This window comes from Crocosphaera sp. Alani8, assembly GCF_038442745.1.
Classification (GTDB): Bacteria; Cyanobacteriota; Cyanobacteriia; order Cyanobacteriales; family Microcystaceae; genus Crocosphaera.
Genome location: NZ_JARVCN010000003.1, coordinates 1 through 16,787, shown reverse-complemented (window position 1 = coordinate 16,787; position 16,787 = coordinate 1). Strand labels below are relative to the sequence as shown.

Here is a 16,787-nt window from a genome sequence, read left to right as displayed (position 1 = left end):
ACTGGTTTGCTCATTGCTGTTACTGTACCTCATAACTGTGGGAAATGCTATAGCTTTTTCTACTGTTTCCCAATTAGGCTTTATTTTAGCAGCCCCAGAAGTAGGCGGATTTTATGCTTTGACTCATGGTTTAGTTAAATCCTCTTTGTTTCTTATTGCAGGAACCCTACCTAATAGGAACCTTCAAGAATTAAAAAATCAACCCATGAACACTGCTATTTGGATACCTTTAGTAATGGCCAGTTTTTCAATTTCTGGTTTTCCTTTATTATCTGGGTTTGGGGCGAAAGTATTAACAATGAAAAACCTCTTATCTTGGCAGGTTATTGCCATGAATATTGCTGCTTTAGGTACAGCAACCACTTTTGCTAAATTTATATTTTTGCCTCATAATAAAAGCGGAAAAAGTAAAGCAAAGAAAGGTTTTATTCCAGCAGTCTGTTTATTGCTTGTTGGATTATTAATTGCCAATGGTGTTTACTATCAAGCCTATACTTTTAATAATATCATTAAACCTTTAATTACCATCTTTTTAGGATGGCTAACTTATGTTTTAATACTTCAAAGCAAGGTGATTAAATTACCCCGTGCTGCTGAAAAGTTTGAGCATCTAATTGGAGTGATGAGTTTAATGTTAATTCTTCTATTTTGGTTACTGATAGGAAATCAAGCATCATTATCATAATTCCTGCTTGGAAAGACAGACAGTCGGATAAGATAGATAATATAGCCTAACTTTAGATACTCTTAGGCAGTTTATATTTCACTTTACCTTACAATGCTAGTCCCTTTAACCCGTGATGCCTTAGAACAAATTATTCCTCCTATTGCTACAGGAAGCCAATATTCTTTTTATTGGGGGAAATGGCAAGATTTATTGCAACGTTTGTTTATTTCTTTGATTGCTTTGGTGGTGACTTGGTTGTTGGGAAAATTAGCCGGCTCAGGGGGAGAAACCATTAAACTGATCTTTGATATCATTGCCGGACTATATTGGCTGTGGGGTCCTGTATTATGGGCCAGTGTGCGTAATGGGAAATATCGTCGTTATCCTTATTGTGGGTTTTGGCAAGGACAAGTTTTGGATGTGTTTATCACCGAAGAATTAGTAGGAGAACAACAAACCGTCAACAAATGGGGAGAGTTAGTGGTGATTGAAAACAGAGAACGACAGATTAATATAGAAGTGGGAGATGAAGAAGGATTTAGTGCCATTACAAAAGCCCCCATAAACCGCCTTTATCGTGTCATTAAGCCTGGACAAATAGCAGAAATGTTAATTTTGTCAAAAACGCCTGAATTAAGCCGTATTGATAAAATAACGGATGTGTATTTTCCCCAACATAATTTGTGGGTAGGAGAGTATCCTTATCTGCGTCGTGATATTTTTCAACAAGTTAGTGAAGAATTAGGAGGGTATTCAGGTTATCGCTCCCCAAAAAGAGGAAAACCCTCTGCAGTTAGAAGACGTAGAGGATGAATTTAACATAATTAGATTTGAGTTAAACCATAAGCAAGGAATTTTTGTGATAAAGTTGTCAGTTAATTGATAGTAATTTTGCAACAAGTTTATTCGGATGTTATTTAATTCTACAATTTTTATTTTAGGGTTTTTACCTTTGACCTTATTAGGTTTTTGGGGCCTAAGTAAGTTACGTTTAACCCAAGGGGCCACAATGTGGTTATTGATTAGTTCCCTGTTTTTCTATTCTTACTGGAATATTTTTTCCCCCGCCGGACAAGGACAAACTATTGAATACATTTTGTTGATTATTTTATCTGTGGTTATTAACTACAGTATAGGCACAGAAATTTCTAAATCTAAACAATCTAGTAATCGTGCCAAGTTTCTCTTGATTTTCGGTACTGTTTTAAATTTGAGTGTAATTGTTTATTATAAGTACACTAACTTTTTTTTTGATTCCATTAATGGTTTATTTTCTACTAATTATAAATTAGATAACTTGATACTTCCACTGGGAATTTCTTTTTATACTTTTACACAAATTGCTTATTTAGTAGATGCTTATCGAGGGGAACTAAAAAAAGAAAATTACAATTTACCGACCTATGGTTTATTTATCCTATTTTTTCCCCAATTGATTGCAGGACCAATTCTTAGACATGATGAACTAATTCCTCAACTTCGTTCTTTAAAAAATAAAATTTTTTCTTCCAAAAGTTTAGCAACAGGATTTATATTTTTTACTATTGGACTATCTAAAAAGCTAATAATTGCTGATACTTTATCACCTTGGGTTGCCACTATATTTAGCAATACTAATTCTTTAACATTTCTTGAGGCTTGGGTAGGGGCTATTAGTTATACCTTACAATTGTATTTCGATTTTTCAGGTTATTCTGATATGGCTATTGGGCTAGGTTATATGTTTAATATTGTCCTACCTATTAACTTTAATTCTCCTTACAAATCTACATCAATTAGTGATTTTTGGCGACGTTGGCACATTACATTATCTAACTTTTTAAGAGACTATTTATATATTCCCTTGGGAGGAAGTCGTCGTGGCGAAATACGACGGTATGCTAATTTAATTATGACTATGTTATTAGGGGGATTATGGCACGGTGCAGGATGGACATTTGTTATCTGGGGAGGTTTACAGGGTTTATATTTATCTATCAATCATAGGTGGCGAAAGTTCAACATTTCTCTTCCTAAATGGTTAGCTTGGGGGATAACTTTTTTAGCTGTTATTTTTGGTTGGGTGATGTTTCGGGCTGAAAGTTTATCCGACGCAATGGACATGATTCAAGCTATGATAGGAATGAAAGGAATTGTTTTTCCTGGAGAAGTTCGAGGTAAGCTAGGCTTTTTAACTATTTTTGGCTTACAACTTAAATCTTGGAATGACTTTACTTACTTACCTAGTTTTTATGATAGTAAGTTCTTAAGTTTTGTTGTTTTATTTATATTGATGATCGGAGTATTAAAATTACCGAATAGTCAAGAAATTGGTGCAAAAATAAAATTTAATCTTTTTTATGCGTTTTTGTTGGGCTTGTTAGCTACATACTGTCTTTTGTCGTTAAACCGTGTTTCTGAATTTCTTTATTTTCAATTTTAATGTTGTTTAAAACTATGCTTAATTTTAATTCACAAATAGCGTTGGCAAAAAAAAGATTAAAACCTAACAGTCTTGATAAGAAATATACTTCTTTTAACTGTTTCTTTTTAGGGACTCTTGTTTTAAGTGTCACCGGAATTGTTTTGGGAAATTTTTTGGTAGATCCTTACGACGTATTTCGGCATAACAAGCCTTTCGATTTAAAACTACAAAAGACAGAAAAAATAGAACAAGATCGCCTATACAAGACTACCGATGTTATTAATCTTAAACCAGAAATAATTCTGATTGGTTCCTCAAGAGTAAAACAAGGATTAGATCCTAATAATACCGCTTTACCCAAAAATATAACAACTTATAATTTAGGAATTGACGGATCTAATACTTATGAGATTTTAAGATATCTTCAGCACACCTACGCAAACCAACCTAATCTAAAAAAAGTTATTATGGGGGTAGATCATTATATGTTTAATGATTTTTATCAACTCCAAGATTCTTTTGTAGAAAAAAGATTAGGAAAAACTCATATTATCGGCACTGACTTACTCAACACGCTCTTTTCTTGGGATGCTGTTATTGCTAGTAAAAACACCGTTAAAGAAAATTTCACAGAGACAGAAACTAATAAAAGTTTAACCTATGGCGATGATGGTTTTTTCCCCTATCCTTATCATAATCCCAACGATGGCAATACCCCCTGGAGATTCAAGAATACTATTCAACAATATTTTGGGTTTCATCATCAGTACAAATTATCCAGTGATCGTTTTGACGATTTCAAAAAAATAGTTGAGTTTTGTAAACAGAACAATATTGAATTAATTGTTTTTATTTCTCCTGCACACGCAACCCAGTGGGAAACGTTGCGAGTCACCGATAGATGGGACACTTACGAACAATGGAAACGAAAAATGGTTGCCATAACCCCCGTTTGGGATTTTTCTGGTTATAATTCCGTGACAACCGAACCCATCAAAGATGTCATGAGTAACTATGTTGATAACTCTCACTATAGCCCTAAAGTTGGTGATTTTGTCCTAAATCGAGTTTTATCCCACGATTTTGAACAAATTCCTGAAGATTTTGGTGTTTTAATGACTCCAGAAAATATTGATGACCATTTAGCGAAAGTTCGCAGCGATCGAGAAAAATGGGTTAGAATGCGACCGGATGAGGTGGAATTAGTGGAAACACTGAAACGGAACTTTAAACCACCGCAACAGTCACAGTGAACAGACAATATTTTTAGACGAAATGTTAGAGCATCAACCTTTATCTTCAACCATTAATCGTACTTGTTATCGTTTGGCGGTGTTGATACCTTGTCGCAATGAGGGTTTAACTATTGCTCGGGTAGTTCAACAGTTTCGAGAAAGGTTACCTGAAGCTGACATATATGTTTACGACAATCGCTCTACAGACGATACCGTTGAACAAGCAAAAGAAGCAGGTGCTATCGTTCGTTATGAACCCCAACCGGGAAAAGGCAATGTAGTGAGACGAATGTTCGCCGATATAGATGCGGATGTTTACATTCTAGTAGATGGGGATAATACCTACGAAGTGAATGCCATTCATCAACTTATTGATCGACTGTTGAACGATAATCTAGATATGGTTGTGGGAGCGCGTCGTTCTAAAACTCAAGATAAACAGGCTTATCGTTTAGGTCATCGTAGTGGCAATCTTTTTTTAACAGGAGTGGTAAAATTCTTGTTTGGTTCACAACTCAAAGATATGCTCTCAGGTTATCGTGTTTTTTCTCGTCGTTTTGTAAAGTCTTTCCCCGCACTTTCCAGTGGTTTTGAAATCGAAACCGAACTAACAGTACACACTCTAGAATTAAAGATTCCTTTTGCAGAAGATTATACTCTTTACGGTTCTCGTCCTCCAGGTTCAGAAAGTAAACTAAAAACCTTCACCGACGGTTGGCGAGTCCTCGGAACAGCAGTGTTACTTTTCAAAGAAGTCCGGCCCTTCCTATTTTTTAGCATCATTTCTATACTTTTGGCACTGGTTTCTTTATCTCTTATACTACCAGTTTTTACTACCTATTTAGCTACAGGGTTAGTTCCTCGATTTCCTACAGCTATTCTGGCTGCCTCGATTATGTTATTGGCTTTTTTGAGCTTTACTTGTGGACTGATTCTTGATTCCGTTGCTCGTGGCCGTCGTGAGGTCAAACGAATGACCTATTTATCTTACAATCAAATATCTTAAAAAATAATTAAGATATTTACGTTGACTAGTCATTTTTGAGATGAGACTGCTTATCGAACTTTTCAACACCCTTTGTATCTCCCATCTGTAAACGGTTTCACCACTCAATCCATTCAATGAGTTGGGGTTATTTTTATTTAGGTACTTATGCTTAAACCCCTGAAAAAAATTTTTTATCTGGTTTGCTTTTTCTTCAAGTTTTTACTAATATATATTTAAGTTAAGAAAAGTAACGTTTTCTTAGATTAAGTCTACAGATTTACTTCATAATATAGATGTGAGGATCTGTCGGACAACTTTTGAGAATAAATAAACTCTGTCCTTATATTGATTTGGAGATAAGTCCATGACTATTGCAGTCGGACGCGCACCACAGAGAGGATGGTTTGATGTCCTCGATGATTGGTTAAAACGCGATCGCTTCGTATTCGTAGGTTGGTCTGGGTTACTACTGTTTCCCTGCGCTTACCTCGCCCTAGGTGGCTGGTTAACCGGAACCACCTTTGTTACATCTTGGTACACCCACGGGTTGGCTAGTTCCTACCTAGAAGGATGTAACTTCTTAACCGTAGCGGTTTCTTCCCCCGCTAACGCCTTCGGACACTCCCTACTGTTCCTCTGGGGACCAGAAGCACAAGGAGATTTCACCCGTTGGTGTCAAATCGGTGGTCTATGGTCATTTGTTGCTCTTCACGGAGCTTTTGGACTGATTGGCTTCATGTTACGTCAGTTTGAAATCTCTCGTCTAGTAGGCATCCGTCCTTACAACGCCATCGCCTTTTCTGCTCCTATTGCAGTATTCGTCAGCGTATTCCTGATGTATCCTCTAGGACAGTCAAGCTGGTTCTTCGCTCCTAGCTTTGGAGTAGCAGGAATATTCCGTTTCATCCTCTTCTTACAAGGGTTCCACAACTGGACACTAAACCCCTTCCACATGATGGGAGTAGCAGGTGTATTAGGTGGAGCATTACTATGTGCTATTCACGGTGCAACAGTAGAAAACACCCTGTTTGAAGATGGTGAGCAAGCAAACACATTCCGTGCGTTTGAACCAACCCAAGCAGAAGAAACCTACTCTATGGTGACAGCAAACCGTTTCTGGTCACAGATATTCGGAATTGCTTTTTCCAACAAGCGTTGGTTACACTTCTTCATGCTATTCGTACCCGTAACAGGGTTATGGATGAGTTCAGTAGGAATTGTAGGATTAGCCTTAAACCTACGAGCTTATGACTTTGTGTCTCAGGAATTACGGGCAGCAGAAGACCCCGAATTTGAGACATTCTACACCAAAAACATTTTATTGAACGAAGGTCTAAGAGCTTGGATGGCTCCCCAAGACCAACCCCACCAAAACTTTGTATTCCCTGAAGAAGTATTACCTCGTGGTAACGCTCTCTAAAGATTACAAAGATTGTTTAATAATTAGATAAGATAAAGCCCCCTTTGTGGGGCTTCTTTTTAACTCAATTGCCCACACCGCTACTTAAAATTATGTTCTTCAAGCTTGATGATTTAGGGGAGAAAACCATCAATAAAATTGCCGAAGTTGCTTTATCTACTAAGTTAGAGAAAAGAGATAAACTAGAGGTAAAAGTTAAGACCGACCCCAATTTATTGGCTAAGGGAACCTTAGAATCATTAGTGATTGATTGTCAAGGATTGATGGTTGAAAATTCCCTAAGAATGGAAAGTATTAATATTACCTTAAATACCATTGCAGTCAGTCCTCTAAAAGCTTTAGCTGGGAATATTCAGTTAACCCAACCTAGTCGTGGTAAGGCTTGTGTTTTGTTAAGAGAAAAAGATATCACCAGAGTATTAAATCGAGAGGTTTTAAGGAGAAAGCAACATGAGATCGTTATCGATACGCAGGTTGTTCAAGTTAGTTTGCAACAGGTAAAATGTAACCTATTAGAGACAGGAAAAATATTGATTGAAGGAGAAGTTAAGCGAAAAGAGACAAAAGATATTAAGCCAGTTAGTTTAGAGATTCAACCAAAAATATGCCAGTCAGGAAAGGGTGTAACTGTAGATGAAATTAAGTATTTAGAAGAACCCAGTTTATCATCAATAATACTGAATCCTATTCTAGAAGAAGCAAAAAATATCCTAAACTTAAAAAATTTCAAAGTTGATGGTTTTTCTTTAAGAGTTGAACAATTTAATATTAGACACGGGGCTTTGCATTTAGAAGCTGAAGCAGGAATGACTCATTTTCCTACTAATTAAGGTATGAGATTTTTATTTAGAAAACCGACCCTAACTGCTGTATCGATTTTTTTCGTTGTTCCTCTCGGTCTATATTCCAAATATTATCAAGGAATTGGAAGTATCTGGCTAAATGATTATGGTGCAGCTATTTGGTATGAGGTTTTTTGGTGTTTGTTGGCTTTTTATTTCTTTTCTAATAAAAAGGCTGTTAAATTTATTCCAATTTATGTTTTTATTGTTACTTGTTTATTGGAAATTTTACAACTTTGGAACCCTTTCATCTTAACCTTAATCCGTTCTCATATTGTGGGAAAATTGTTATTAGGAACTACTTTTTCTTGGTGGGATTTTCCTCATTATATAATTGGCTGTTTATTGGGGTGGTTATGGTTAGAATTTATCAATAAACTCAACTACAATTCTTGGCAACCTGATAAGTAGCCTCTGAAAAAATTGTTGTGAAATAATACTTTTAAATGTTGCCTATTAAAGTTACAATCAGAAGCGAAAAGTTAATTTATAAACTGTATGAACATCAGCGTATTTGGCATAGGATTAATGGGAAAACCCATAGCAGAAAGACTCCTAGAAGCTAATTATTCTGTTACTGTCTACAATAGAACTATTAGTAAAGCACAAGAGTTACAATCTTTAGGGGCTAAAATTGCTCAAACCCCTCTAGAAGCCATCCAAACAGCAGAAATTCTAATTTTAATGTTGACGGATGCTAAGGCTATACAAGAGGTGATTTTAAGTCCAGAAACAGCAGATCAGCTACAAAACCGCACTATAATCCAAATGGGAACTATTGCCCCTGATGAAAGCCGAAGCATTCAAGAAGCAGTGGAAAAACATGGGGGACAATATCTAGAAGCACCGGTATTGGGTAGTATCCCTCAAGCTAAAGACGGGACCTTATTGGTGATGGTTGGGTCTAAATATTCTCTATTTGAAGATTTTAAGCTAATATTACAACAATTTGGTTCAAAGCCAGAGTATATTGGGGAAGTAGGTACAGCTTCCGCCTTAAAGTTAGCGTTGAATCAGTTAATTGCTGCTTTAACCAGTAGTTTTGTCCTAAGTTTAGGGTTAATTGAACAGCAAGGGGTTGATGTTGATAAATTCATGAAAATTTTGAGAGAAAGTGCTTTATATGCTCCTACATTTGATAAGAAATTAAGTAGGATGCAACAACGCAATTTTGAAAATCCTAACTTTCCTACTAAACATTTACTAAAAGATGTTAATTTATTTTTAAACCAAGGCGAAGCAAATGGCTTAAATACCGAAGTTTTACAAGCTGTTTGTCACGTCGTTGAGCGAACCATAGAGTTAGGATTATCAGATAAGGATTACTCTGCTCTATTTTCTGCCATTAATACAGATAAAAGTTAATTGAATTAAAATTATAACTTATACAACCACTAAATAATTTTATGACTATCTCTAAAACAGAAGCAAAACAACTTTTAGAAAGAATGATTTTTGAAGAAACTTACCCTCAAGATTGGGTAGAAGATGTATGGGGTTTAAGTGCGGTTCATGGGGAAATATCAGCTAAATTATTAGACGCTTTTTACGCTTTAATTGAAGCTTGTCCAGAAGAAAAACTAGACAATTTTTTACAAACTTTGTTGCAAGAAAAATTAAATAATCAATAAAACTCACCCATAGAGAATTTTTCTCTATGGGTTCTTCCATAATCTAAATGTTTAGCAAAAGAAAACATTAACCATACTTAACTCATGGCAACATAAGAACGGTCATAAGAACTACGAAAACCAGAACAAGGTTTACCTTGAATAGTTGTCCAATAATCTTTTTCAACATTTACCCCAATTTCCGCAGCAATCCTTCCTAACATCGATTGTTGACGGTTTTTGACCATTCGGTGATGACGCATCATTAAAACCCTTGCTTGTTGTTGAGTAGACATAATATTTAGACTCCGATTGCTTATGATGGTTTGTTATTTTAATCTGAGTTCGACCTAAGACAAAATTTGGATGAATTATAGTGTAGTAAAGTGTGTATCCTTGATGACTACTTTCAAAGTTTCCAAACTCCCGACACCGAACTCGGGTTAGGTTGTTTACTTCACCCTTGCTACTATGTATAACATAATTTTCTGTAACATTCGCTACAAAATATTGTTTTATTGTAAAACTTAATATTGTATTTGGGATTGCGAAAACAGATGAAGATAAAAGCCATCCTCTGTTGTTAAGTGTGGAAGAGTGAGAATAGAAAAGAGTTCAGGAGAAAAAGATGATGTCAGGAATCCTTGAACTGATTAAACAAAAAAATCGTTATCATTAAAGATTGAACAAAATTATATTTTTACAAACCAGCACCCTAAATTAACTCTTATGGCATTACCCATTGTGGCGATTATTGGACGACCAAATGTAGGCAAGTCCACCATTGTAAACCGTTTGGCAAAGGATAGACAGGCGATAGTCCACGATGAACCTGGGATTACGCGCGATCGCACTTATCGGCCTGCTTTTTGGGGATCTCGAGACTTTCAAGTAGTAGATACAGGAGGCTTAATATTTGACGACGACACAGAATTCTTACCCCTCATACGCGAACAAGCTATGACAGCTTTAACAGAAGCTAGTGCGGCTATTTTTGTGGTAGATGGGCAAATGGGATTAACTGCTGGCGATCGTGAAATTGGACACTGGTTACGACAGCAAACAGTTCCGGTTTTATTAGCGGTTAATAAATGCGAGTCTCCAGAACAAGGTTTGATTCAAGCTGCGGAATTTTGGGAATTAGGACTAGGGGAACCGTACCCTGTTTCTGGCATTCATGGCAATGGTACAGGGGAATTATTAGACGAATTGATTACCCATTTACCCTCTCCGGATGAACTGTCGGATCAAGAGGAGATTAATGTATCGATTATTGGTCGTCCAAATGTAGGAAAATCCAGTTTATTAAACGCTTTTTTAGGGGAAAAAAGAGCCATTGTTAGTCCCATTTCCGGAACCACCAGAGATGCTATCGACACTGTGGTAAAACGAGGGGAAAACACCTATCGTTTAATCGATACGGCTGGTATTCGTCGTAAGAAAAATGTTAATTACGGGGCGGAATTTTTTAGTATTAACCGAGCTTTTAAAGCCATTCGTCGGGCTGATGTAGTCTTATTAGTTATCGATGCCATTGATGGAGTTACAGACCAAGATATTAAGTTAGCAGGACGCATTATTGATGAAGGAAGGGCCGCTATTATTGTAGTCAATAAATGGGATGCCGTAGACAAAGATTCTTATACCATTTATGAGTATAAGAAAAAAGTCATGGCACGACTTTATTTTATGGAATGGGCTGATTTAATTTTTGTCAGTGCTATGTCAGGAAAACGAGTGGAAAAAATCTTTAAATTAGTTGATACTGCAGTAGATGAACATCGTCGTCGGGTGAATACTTCCGTGGTGAATGAAGTATTAGAAGAAGCAGTAAAATGGCATTCACCCCCAACCACTAGACAAGGAAAACAGGGAAGAATTTATTACGGAACCCAAGTATCCAGTCAACCCCCAACCATTGCTTTATTTGTTAATGATCCCAAGCGATTTAATGACAATTATCGACGTTATATTGAGAGACAGTTTCGGGAACAAATTGGCTTTCTGGGGACTCCTATTCGTTTACTATGGAGAGGCAAGAAAATGCGAGATGTTGAACCTAGTTTAAATAGGGCAACCAAAGTTTAGCAGAATTAGTAATGTAGGGTGGGCAATGCCACCTTACACATTATTGAGTAAAAAAAATAAGCGAATGGAAGAATTATTTGAGTTAAAAGATTTGTTACTAGCAGGTCATATTGACGATGCTTTACTGCTAGTAGAGGAATTAACAGAAATGAGCAAAGATGATAAGCTAAATAAGATTTTTAGTTTTGGGATCATTGTCTTATTGCATCTTATTAAACGACAAGCAGAAAAACGTAGTACCCGTTCCTGGGAAACCTCTATCACTAATGCTATAAGACAAATTCAACGAACGAATAAACGACGTAAAGCCAAAGAAAATTATCTTAAACCAGCAGAGTTACAAGAAACTTTAGAAGATGCGTATAGTTCAGCCTTGAGACAAGCATCTTTAGAAGCATTTGAAGGTAAATATGAAGCAGAAGAACTAGGAAAAATGGTTAATAAAAAAGCAATTATTGATGAAACAATGGACTTGATTTATAGTTGAATTTTGCTCGATTAAAAATATTTTACTAATCACGTTAGTTGACCCTTGTTTGTTTCGTAGGCAAAATAAGGATTATGATATGATCTTTTAGGAATATACTGGACGTTTCATGTTCGAGCAAGCGTTTAAGAATCTCGATGATACCTTAAGACGGGAAGCAGGTTGCACTACTGAACTAGACTACACGGAACAGAGTTCCTGGTTATTGTTTCTCAAGTATTTGGATGATCTGGAACAAGAGCGATCGCAGATTGCAGAGTTGATGGGGAAGCCTTACACTTTCATTATTGATGAGGCTTACCGTTGGTCTGTTTGGGCTGCACCGAAGGACGAAAATGGGAAGATTGACCATAATGTAGCCTTAACTGGGGATGATATCAGAGATTTTGTTAATGATCAGTTATTTCCTTATCTTCGCAAGTTTAAGCAGAATGCAGAGAGTGCAGAAACTATAGAATACAAGATCGGTGAAATTTTTGGGGAGATTAAGAATAAGTTTCAGAGTGGTTATAACTTGCGTGATGCGTTGGATGAGATCGATGAGTTACGGTTTCAGTCTCAGGATGAAAAACACGAACTTTCCCATCTGTATGAAGCAAAAATCAAGAGTATGGGTAATGCAGGGCGCAACGGGGGAGAATATTACACCCCACGTCCTTTAATTCGGGCTATGATCCAAGTTATTAAGCCACAAATAGGACAAAGGATCTATGATGGAGCTTGTGGATCTGCTGGGTTTCTCTGTAAGTCTTATGAGTATTTACGGCAGCAGAAGTTAACTACGAAGCAACTGGAAGCGTTACAGAAAGAGACATTATACGGTAAGGAGAAGAAAAGTTTAGCCTATGTTATCGGGATCATGAATATGATTCTGCATGGTATCGATGCACCGAATATTATTCATACCAATACGTTGACGGAAAATGTTAACGATATTCAGCCTAAAGATAGATTTGATGTTATTTTAGCTAATCCCCCTTTCGGTGGTAGTGAACGCAAGGAAATTAAAGAAAAGTTCCCTATTAGGACAGGAGAGACAGCATTTCTTTTTTTACAGCATTTTATCAAGATGTTGAAGCCTGGGGGAAGGGCTGCGATCGTTATTAAAAATACGTTTCTTTCTAATGCAGATAATGCGTCCAAAGGGTTACGGGAGGAACTTTTAACCAGTTGTAACCTGCATACTATTTTAGATTGTCCTGGGGGGACGTTTATAGGTGCAGGGGTTAAAACGGTGGTGTTATTCTTTGAGAAACGTGGTCTTCGGCTCCGCTCAGACCACACTTTGAGCAGAGTGGAAAAGCAGCAGGGAAATGGACAGTTAAGTATGTTTCCCATGGCCACGGAACGTATTTGGTATTATCAGTTAGATCCTGGGAGAAGTTTAGGGAAGACAAACCCTCTCAATGATGATGACTTAGGAGAGTTTGTAGGGTTTCAGGAGACGTTTAAGGAGTCGGATAAATCTTGGTTAGTGGAGGTGAAAGATATTGATCGGGAGACGTTTGATCTCTCGGTGAAGAACCCAAATGCACCAGAAGAAGACCCCTTAAGGGAACCTGGGGAGATTTTAGCAGAAATTTCAGCTTTAGATGCTGAAAGTGCCGAGATTTTAGAGAATATTTCGGGAATATTCTGAGAAGGGTGGTTTCGACTCCGCTCAACCACCCCCAGACAACCGAGGGTTGAGGGTTGAGGGTTGAGGGTTGAGGGCTGAGCGGAGTGGAAGTCCGAAGCCCGATCTACTAAGCCAAAAAGCAGTATTATCATGCCTCATATGTACATTCTCGAATGTTCTGACGGTTCTTTTTATACCGGAAGTACAAAAAATTTGCCTCGACGTTTATGGCAACATCAAAATGCTTTGGGGGCTAATCACACCAGAAAACGATTACCTGTAAAATTAGTTTATGCGGAATATTATGATCATGTGGCCGATGCTTTTTATCGAGAAAAACAAGTTCAAGGATGGAGTCGTAAAAAGAAAATTGCTCTCATGAATAGTAACTGGGATAAGCTCCATATTTTGGCAGAATGTCAAAATGAATCACATTATCTTAATAAAGAGGTGGTTTCGACTGGTTTCGACTCCGCTCAACTAGCCGAAACTCCCCCCACACAAGGGAGGACTCAACAAGCACGTTAAGACTCAATAAGCACATGACGACTCAACAAGCACGTGAGGACTGAGCGGAGCCGAAGTCCGGTTCTATTCACCATAACAATAGTCATTATTTTATAGAAACTTCTGGGAACTTTATGAGCATAGTCTGTCAATCAATAAATCAAATCTCCAACCATTGGCTAGAGAATTACTTAAACAAAAAATGAAGGTTAAAATAATAAAGTTATCAGCAAATGATGAAATTTAGGGAAAATTTATAGGGGTTAATATGGCTATTTCTCAATCTTCTCCAAGCACTAATGTTACTCTAGCTCAGGATAATATTTTTGCAGATTTAGGTTTTTCTGAGGATGAGGCGGTTAATTTGAAAATTCGGGCTGATTTGATGTTAACGTTACGTTCTTTTATTAAGGCTAAGGGTTGGACTCAAAAAGATGCAGTAAAGTTTTTTAATGAGACTCAACCGAGAATTAGTTGTTTGATGAATGGGGATATTAAACGTTTTAGTGTGGATAAGTTATCACTGATGTTGAGTAAAGCAGGTATGGAGGTTAAGTTTGAGGTTATTTCTAATTTGACGGAGAAAGTTGATAATGAATAGTGGACAGTTGATAGTGGACAGTGGACAGTTACCCCAAGGATGGAATATCAAAACACTTAGTGAAGTTTGTAAAATTAACCCACCAAAAAGCGAAGCAAGAAAAAAACTCACAGAAAATGACTTTGTTTCATTTCTACCCATGAGTAATCTTGGAGTAAAACAAAAAACAATAATGCCAGTTGAAACTAGACGTTTTGGAGAAGTAGTAAAAGGATATACTTATTTTGCAAATAATGACGTTTTATTGGCAAAAATTACACCTTGTTTTGAAAATGGAAAGTTAGGTATTGCCCGTAATCTAATTAACGCAATAGGATTTGGATCAAGCGAATATATAGTTTTTCGTTCAAAAGATATAATTGAACCTGAATATATTTTTTACTTTCTTTCTCAGGATAGTTTAAGGAAAGTTGGCGCACGTTTTTTGTGTGGAACAGCAGGACAGAAAAGAGTTTCCAAAGACTTTATCAAAAACTATCCTATTACTCTACCCCCACTCGAAGAACAAAAACAAATTGTAGAAATACTAGATGAAGCATTTGAAGGAATAGATAAAGCGATTGAAAATACATAGAAAAACCTCGCAAACGCCCGTGAAATCTTTGAAAGTTACTTAAATTCTATTTTTATTAATAAGGGGGATGATTGGGTTGAGAATAAGTTAGGAGATTTATTAGAATTATTAACTGATTATCATTCTAATGGGAGCTACAAAATTTTAAAACAAAATGTTGAATTATTAGATAACGATGGTTATGCACATATGGTTAGAAGTACCGATTTTGAAAATAAGTTTAGAAATCCTTTAAAATATATTGATGGAAATGCTTATAATTTTTTAGCTAAAAGTAAAATATTTGGCGGAGAAATAATAATAAGCAAAATTGGTAATGCAGGCAAAGTTTACTTAATGCCTAAAGTCAAAAAACCTAGCTCTTTAGCTATGAATTTATTTCTGTTAAGAGTTGATAAGCAGAAAATACGAAGCAACTACTTATATCTATTTTTAGAGTCTAATTTTGGAAAATCACAAATTTCACAAAGACTAAATGGTACAACGACTAAAACAATTCGCAAAGACGGAGTTAGATCACTAAAAATTTTAGTTACCTCATTATCAAATCAAGAAAAGATCGCAGATCAATTAAATGATCTCAAAGAAGAAACCGAACGCTTACAAACCATATATAAACGCAAAATAGAGGTGTTGCAAGAACTAAAACAATCAATATTACAAAAAGCATTTACAGGAGAATTAACCAACCCCACTGTTAACAACGAGGCTGCATGATTACCTTATAAACTTTAGACAAACAATCAAAACAGTTGAATTCAATAACTATCACAAAAAAATGCTAATAGATCAAATCATTGAAGAACTCCAAGCTATTCCCGAAGAAAAACTAGAGGAAATTTATGACCTCATTCATTATTTTCGTCTTGGTTTAAAACAAGAAAATCAACAACCTCGAACCCCTGGACTAATAAAAGGAAAACTTAGTGATAGTTTCTTTGAGCCATTACCCGAAGATGAACTAAGAGAATGGGAATAAAATACCTGATCGATACCCATATTTTTCTCTGGTGGATATTCGATGATCCTAAACTAAATACAGTTTGCCGAGACTTAATAAAGAACCCAGAACATCAGATATTAGTAAGTAGTGTCACCCCTTGGGAAATAGCCACTAAATATCGTATCGGCAAACTCCCCGAAGGAGAACAAATCATCTCACAATACTCACAACTACTAACACAAGCCAAATTCCTTGAACTTCCCATAACTTCAACCCATGCTATCAGAGCAGGAAGTTTACCTATTGCTCATCGAGATCCTTTTGATCGCATGATTATGGCACAAGCAGAACTAGAAAATATACCTGTCATTACCTATGATAAAGCCTTTCAAACTGGGTTAATTCAAATAATTCCCTAAAGCTATTATCAACCATTTCAAAGATGATCAACATTTTTGGGCATACTCTAGTAAAGTGCTTTAAAGCAAATCCAGATCCAGTAAAAATTTATGAGAAATGAAGCCGATACTAGAGCCGAATTAATAGATCCTGCCCTCCATGCTGTGGGTTGGGGTGTTATCGAAGAAAGTCGTATTCGTAGAGAAGTAATAGCCCCTGGCCGCCTCATTGGGGGAGGAAAACGAGCTAAACCCAAATATGCTGATTATGTCCTAATTTATCGTAATCAAAAACTAGCTATTATCGAAGCCAAAGCCGAAAACTTACCCTACACAGAGGGAGTCCAACAGTTGACGGGGTGACAAGAGTTGGAAAAGGCTCACCATGAGGACTTTAGAGATCAG

The 16,787-nt window shown here is 36.6% G+C and carries 21 protein-coding genes; 20 read left to right on the top strand and 1 reads right to left on the bottom strand.

Features of this window, described 5'->3' with window-relative positions; translation table 11 throughout:
* The 10 genes from P9B04_RS00220 to P9B04_RS00175 form a co-directional block, all read left to right on the top strand.
* Positions 1-685: proton-conducting transporter transmembrane domain-containing protein (locus P9B04_RS00220; RefSeq protein ID WP_342052979.1), on the top strand; the 685-nt coding region annotated here is incomplete at its 5' end.
* A 93-nt stretch (positions 686-778) separates the two neighbouring features.
* Positions 779-1,480 (top strand): phosphate ABC transporter permease, encoded by a 702-nt coding sequence (locus P9B04_RS00215; RefSeq protein WP_342052978.1) that lies wholly within the window; start codon positions 779-781, stop codon positions 1,478-1,480.
* Between the two features lie 97 nt (positions 1,481-1,577).
* Positions 1,578-3,089 (top strand): MBOAT family O-acyltransferase, encoded by a 1,512-nt coding sequence (locus P9B04_RS00210; protein WP_342052977.1) that lies wholly within the window; start codon positions 1,578-1,580, stop codon positions 3,087-3,089.
* 14 nt (positions 3,090-3,103) lie between these two features.
* Positions 3,104-4,324 carry a hypothetical protein gene (locus P9B04_RS00205; RefSeq protein ID WP_342052976.1) on the top strand — a complete coding sequence of 407 codons (1,221 nt, stop codon included), beginning with the start codon at positions 3,104-3,106 and terminating at the stop codon, positions 4,322-4,324.
* A gap of 22 nt (positions 4,325-4,346) precedes the next feature.
* Positions 4,347-5,312, top strand: a complete 966-nt coding sequence (locus P9B04_RS00200) for a glycosyltransferase family 2 protein (protein WP_342052975.1) — start codon at positions 4,347-4,349, stop codon at positions 5,310-5,312.
* A 346-nt stretch (positions 5,313-5,658) separates the two neighbouring features.
* On the top strand, positions 5,659-6,714 hold the full coding sequence (psbD, locus tag P9B04_RS00195; protein WP_342052974.1) for a photosystem II D2 protein (photosystem q(a) protein): 1,056 nt from the start codon (positions 5,659-5,661) through the stop codon (positions 6,712-6,714).
* Positions 6,715-6,806: 92 nt separating this feature from the next.
* Positions 6,807-7,544, top strand: coding sequence for an LmeA family phospholipid-binding protein (locus P9B04_RS00190; protein ID WP_342052973.1), 738 nt, complete (start codon positions 6,807-6,809; stop codon positions 7,542-7,544).
* A 3-nt stretch (positions 7,545-7,547) separates the two neighbouring features.
* The gene (locus P9B04_RS00185; RefSeq protein WP_342052972.1) at positions 7,548-7,967 is read left to right on the top strand and encodes a ribosomal maturation YjgA family protein; all 420 of its coding nucleotides are present in this window, start codon (positions 7,548-7,550) and stop codon (positions 7,965-7,967) included.
* Between the two features lie 87 nt (positions 7,968-8,054).
* A complete protein-coding gene (locus tag P9B04_RS00180; protein WP_342052971.1) occupies positions 8,055-8,921 on the top strand; it encodes an NAD(P)-dependent oxidoreductase in 867 nt (288 codons plus the stop codon).
* Positions 8,922-8,962: 41 nt separating this feature from the next.
* On the top strand, positions 8,963-9,187 hold the full coding sequence (locus P9B04_RS00175; RefSeq protein WP_342052970.1) for a hypothetical protein: 225 nt from the start codon (positions 8,963-8,965) through the stop codon (positions 9,185-9,187).
* A gap of 77 nt (positions 9,188-9,264) precedes the next feature.
* On the opposite strand, the gene P9B04_RS00170 is transcribed toward P9B04_RS00175, so the two are convergent.
* Positions 9,265-9,462 carry a hypothetical protein gene (locus P9B04_RS00170; protein WP_342052969.1) on the bottom strand — a complete coding sequence of 66 codons (198 nt, stop codon included), beginning with the start codon at positions 9,460-9,462 and terminating at the stop codon, positions 9,265-9,267.
* 433 nt (positions 9,463-9,895) lie between these two features.
* Here P9B04_RS00170 and der point away from each other — a divergent pair, with 433 nt between their 5' ends.
* The 10 genes from der to P9B04_RS00120 all read left to right on the top strand — a co-directional run bounded on the left by der (position 9,896) and on the right by P9B04_RS00120 (position 16,745).
* Complete coding sequence (der, locus tag P9B04_RS00165) at positions 9,896-11,254, top strand: ribosome biogenesis GTPase Der (protein WP_342052968.1); 1,359 nt, start codon at positions 9,896-9,898, stop codon at positions 11,252-11,254.
* 64 nt (positions 11,255-11,318) lie between these two features.
* Positions 11,319-11,741, top strand: a complete 423-nt coding sequence (locus tag P9B04_RS00160) for a DUF29 family protein (protein WP_342052981.1) — start codon at positions 11,319-11,321, stop codon at positions 11,739-11,741.
* 109 nt (positions 11,742-11,850) lie between these two features.
* Positions 11,851-13,380, top strand: coding sequence for a class I SAM-dependent DNA methyltransferase (locus P9B04_RS00155; protein WP_342052967.1), 1,530 nt, complete (start codon positions 11,851-11,853; stop codon positions 13,378-13,380).
* A 129-nt stretch (positions 13,381-13,509) separates the two neighbouring features.
* Positions 13,510-13,887 (top strand): GIY-YIG nuclease family protein, encoded by a 378-nt coding sequence (locus tag P9B04_RS00150; RefSeq protein WP_342052966.1) that lies wholly within the window; start codon positions 13,510-13,512, stop codon positions 13,885-13,887.
* Between the two features lie 247 nt (positions 13,888-14,134).
* Positions 14,135-14,467 carry a helix-turn-helix domain-containing protein gene (locus P9B04_RS00145; RefSeq protein WP_342052965.1) on the top strand — a complete coding sequence of 111 codons (333 nt, stop codon included), beginning with the start codon at positions 14,135-14,137 and terminating at the stop codon, positions 14,465-14,467.
* Entirely contained in the window at positions 14,460-15,041 is a 582-nt protein-coding gene (locus tag P9B04_RS00140) for a restriction endonuclease subunit S (RefSeq protein ID WP_342052964.1), read from the top strand. The genes P9B04_RS00145 and P9B04_RS00140 overlap by 8 nt, the downstream gene beginning before the upstream one ends.
* A 24-nt stretch (positions 15,042-15,065) precedes the next feature.
* Positions 15,066-15,758 carry a restriction endonuclease subunit S gene (locus P9B04_RS00135; RefSeq protein WP_342052980.1) on the top strand — a complete coding sequence of 231 codons (693 nt, stop codon included), beginning with the start codon at positions 15,066-15,068 and terminating at the stop codon, positions 15,756-15,758.
* Positions 15,759-15,819: 61 nt separating this feature from the next.
* Entirely contained in the window at positions 15,820-16,020 is a 201-nt protein-coding gene (locus P9B04_RS00130) for a hypothetical protein (protein ID WP_342052963.1), read from the top strand.
* Positions 16,011-16,403 (top strand): type II toxin-antitoxin system VapC family toxin, encoded by a 393-nt coding sequence (locus tag P9B04_RS00125; RefSeq protein WP_342052962.1) that lies wholly within the window; start codon positions 16,011-16,013, stop codon positions 16,401-16,403. Before P9B04_RS00130 ends, P9B04_RS00125 begins: the two co-directional genes overlap by 10 nt.
* A 90-nt stretch (positions 16,404-16,493) precedes the next feature.
* Complete coding sequence (locus tag P9B04_RS00120) at positions 16,494-16,745, top strand: hypothetical protein (RefSeq protein ID WP_342052961.1); 252 nt, start codon at positions 16,494-16,496, stop codon at positions 16,743-16,745.
* The last annotated feature ends 42 nt before the right edge of the window (positions 16,746-16,787 follow it).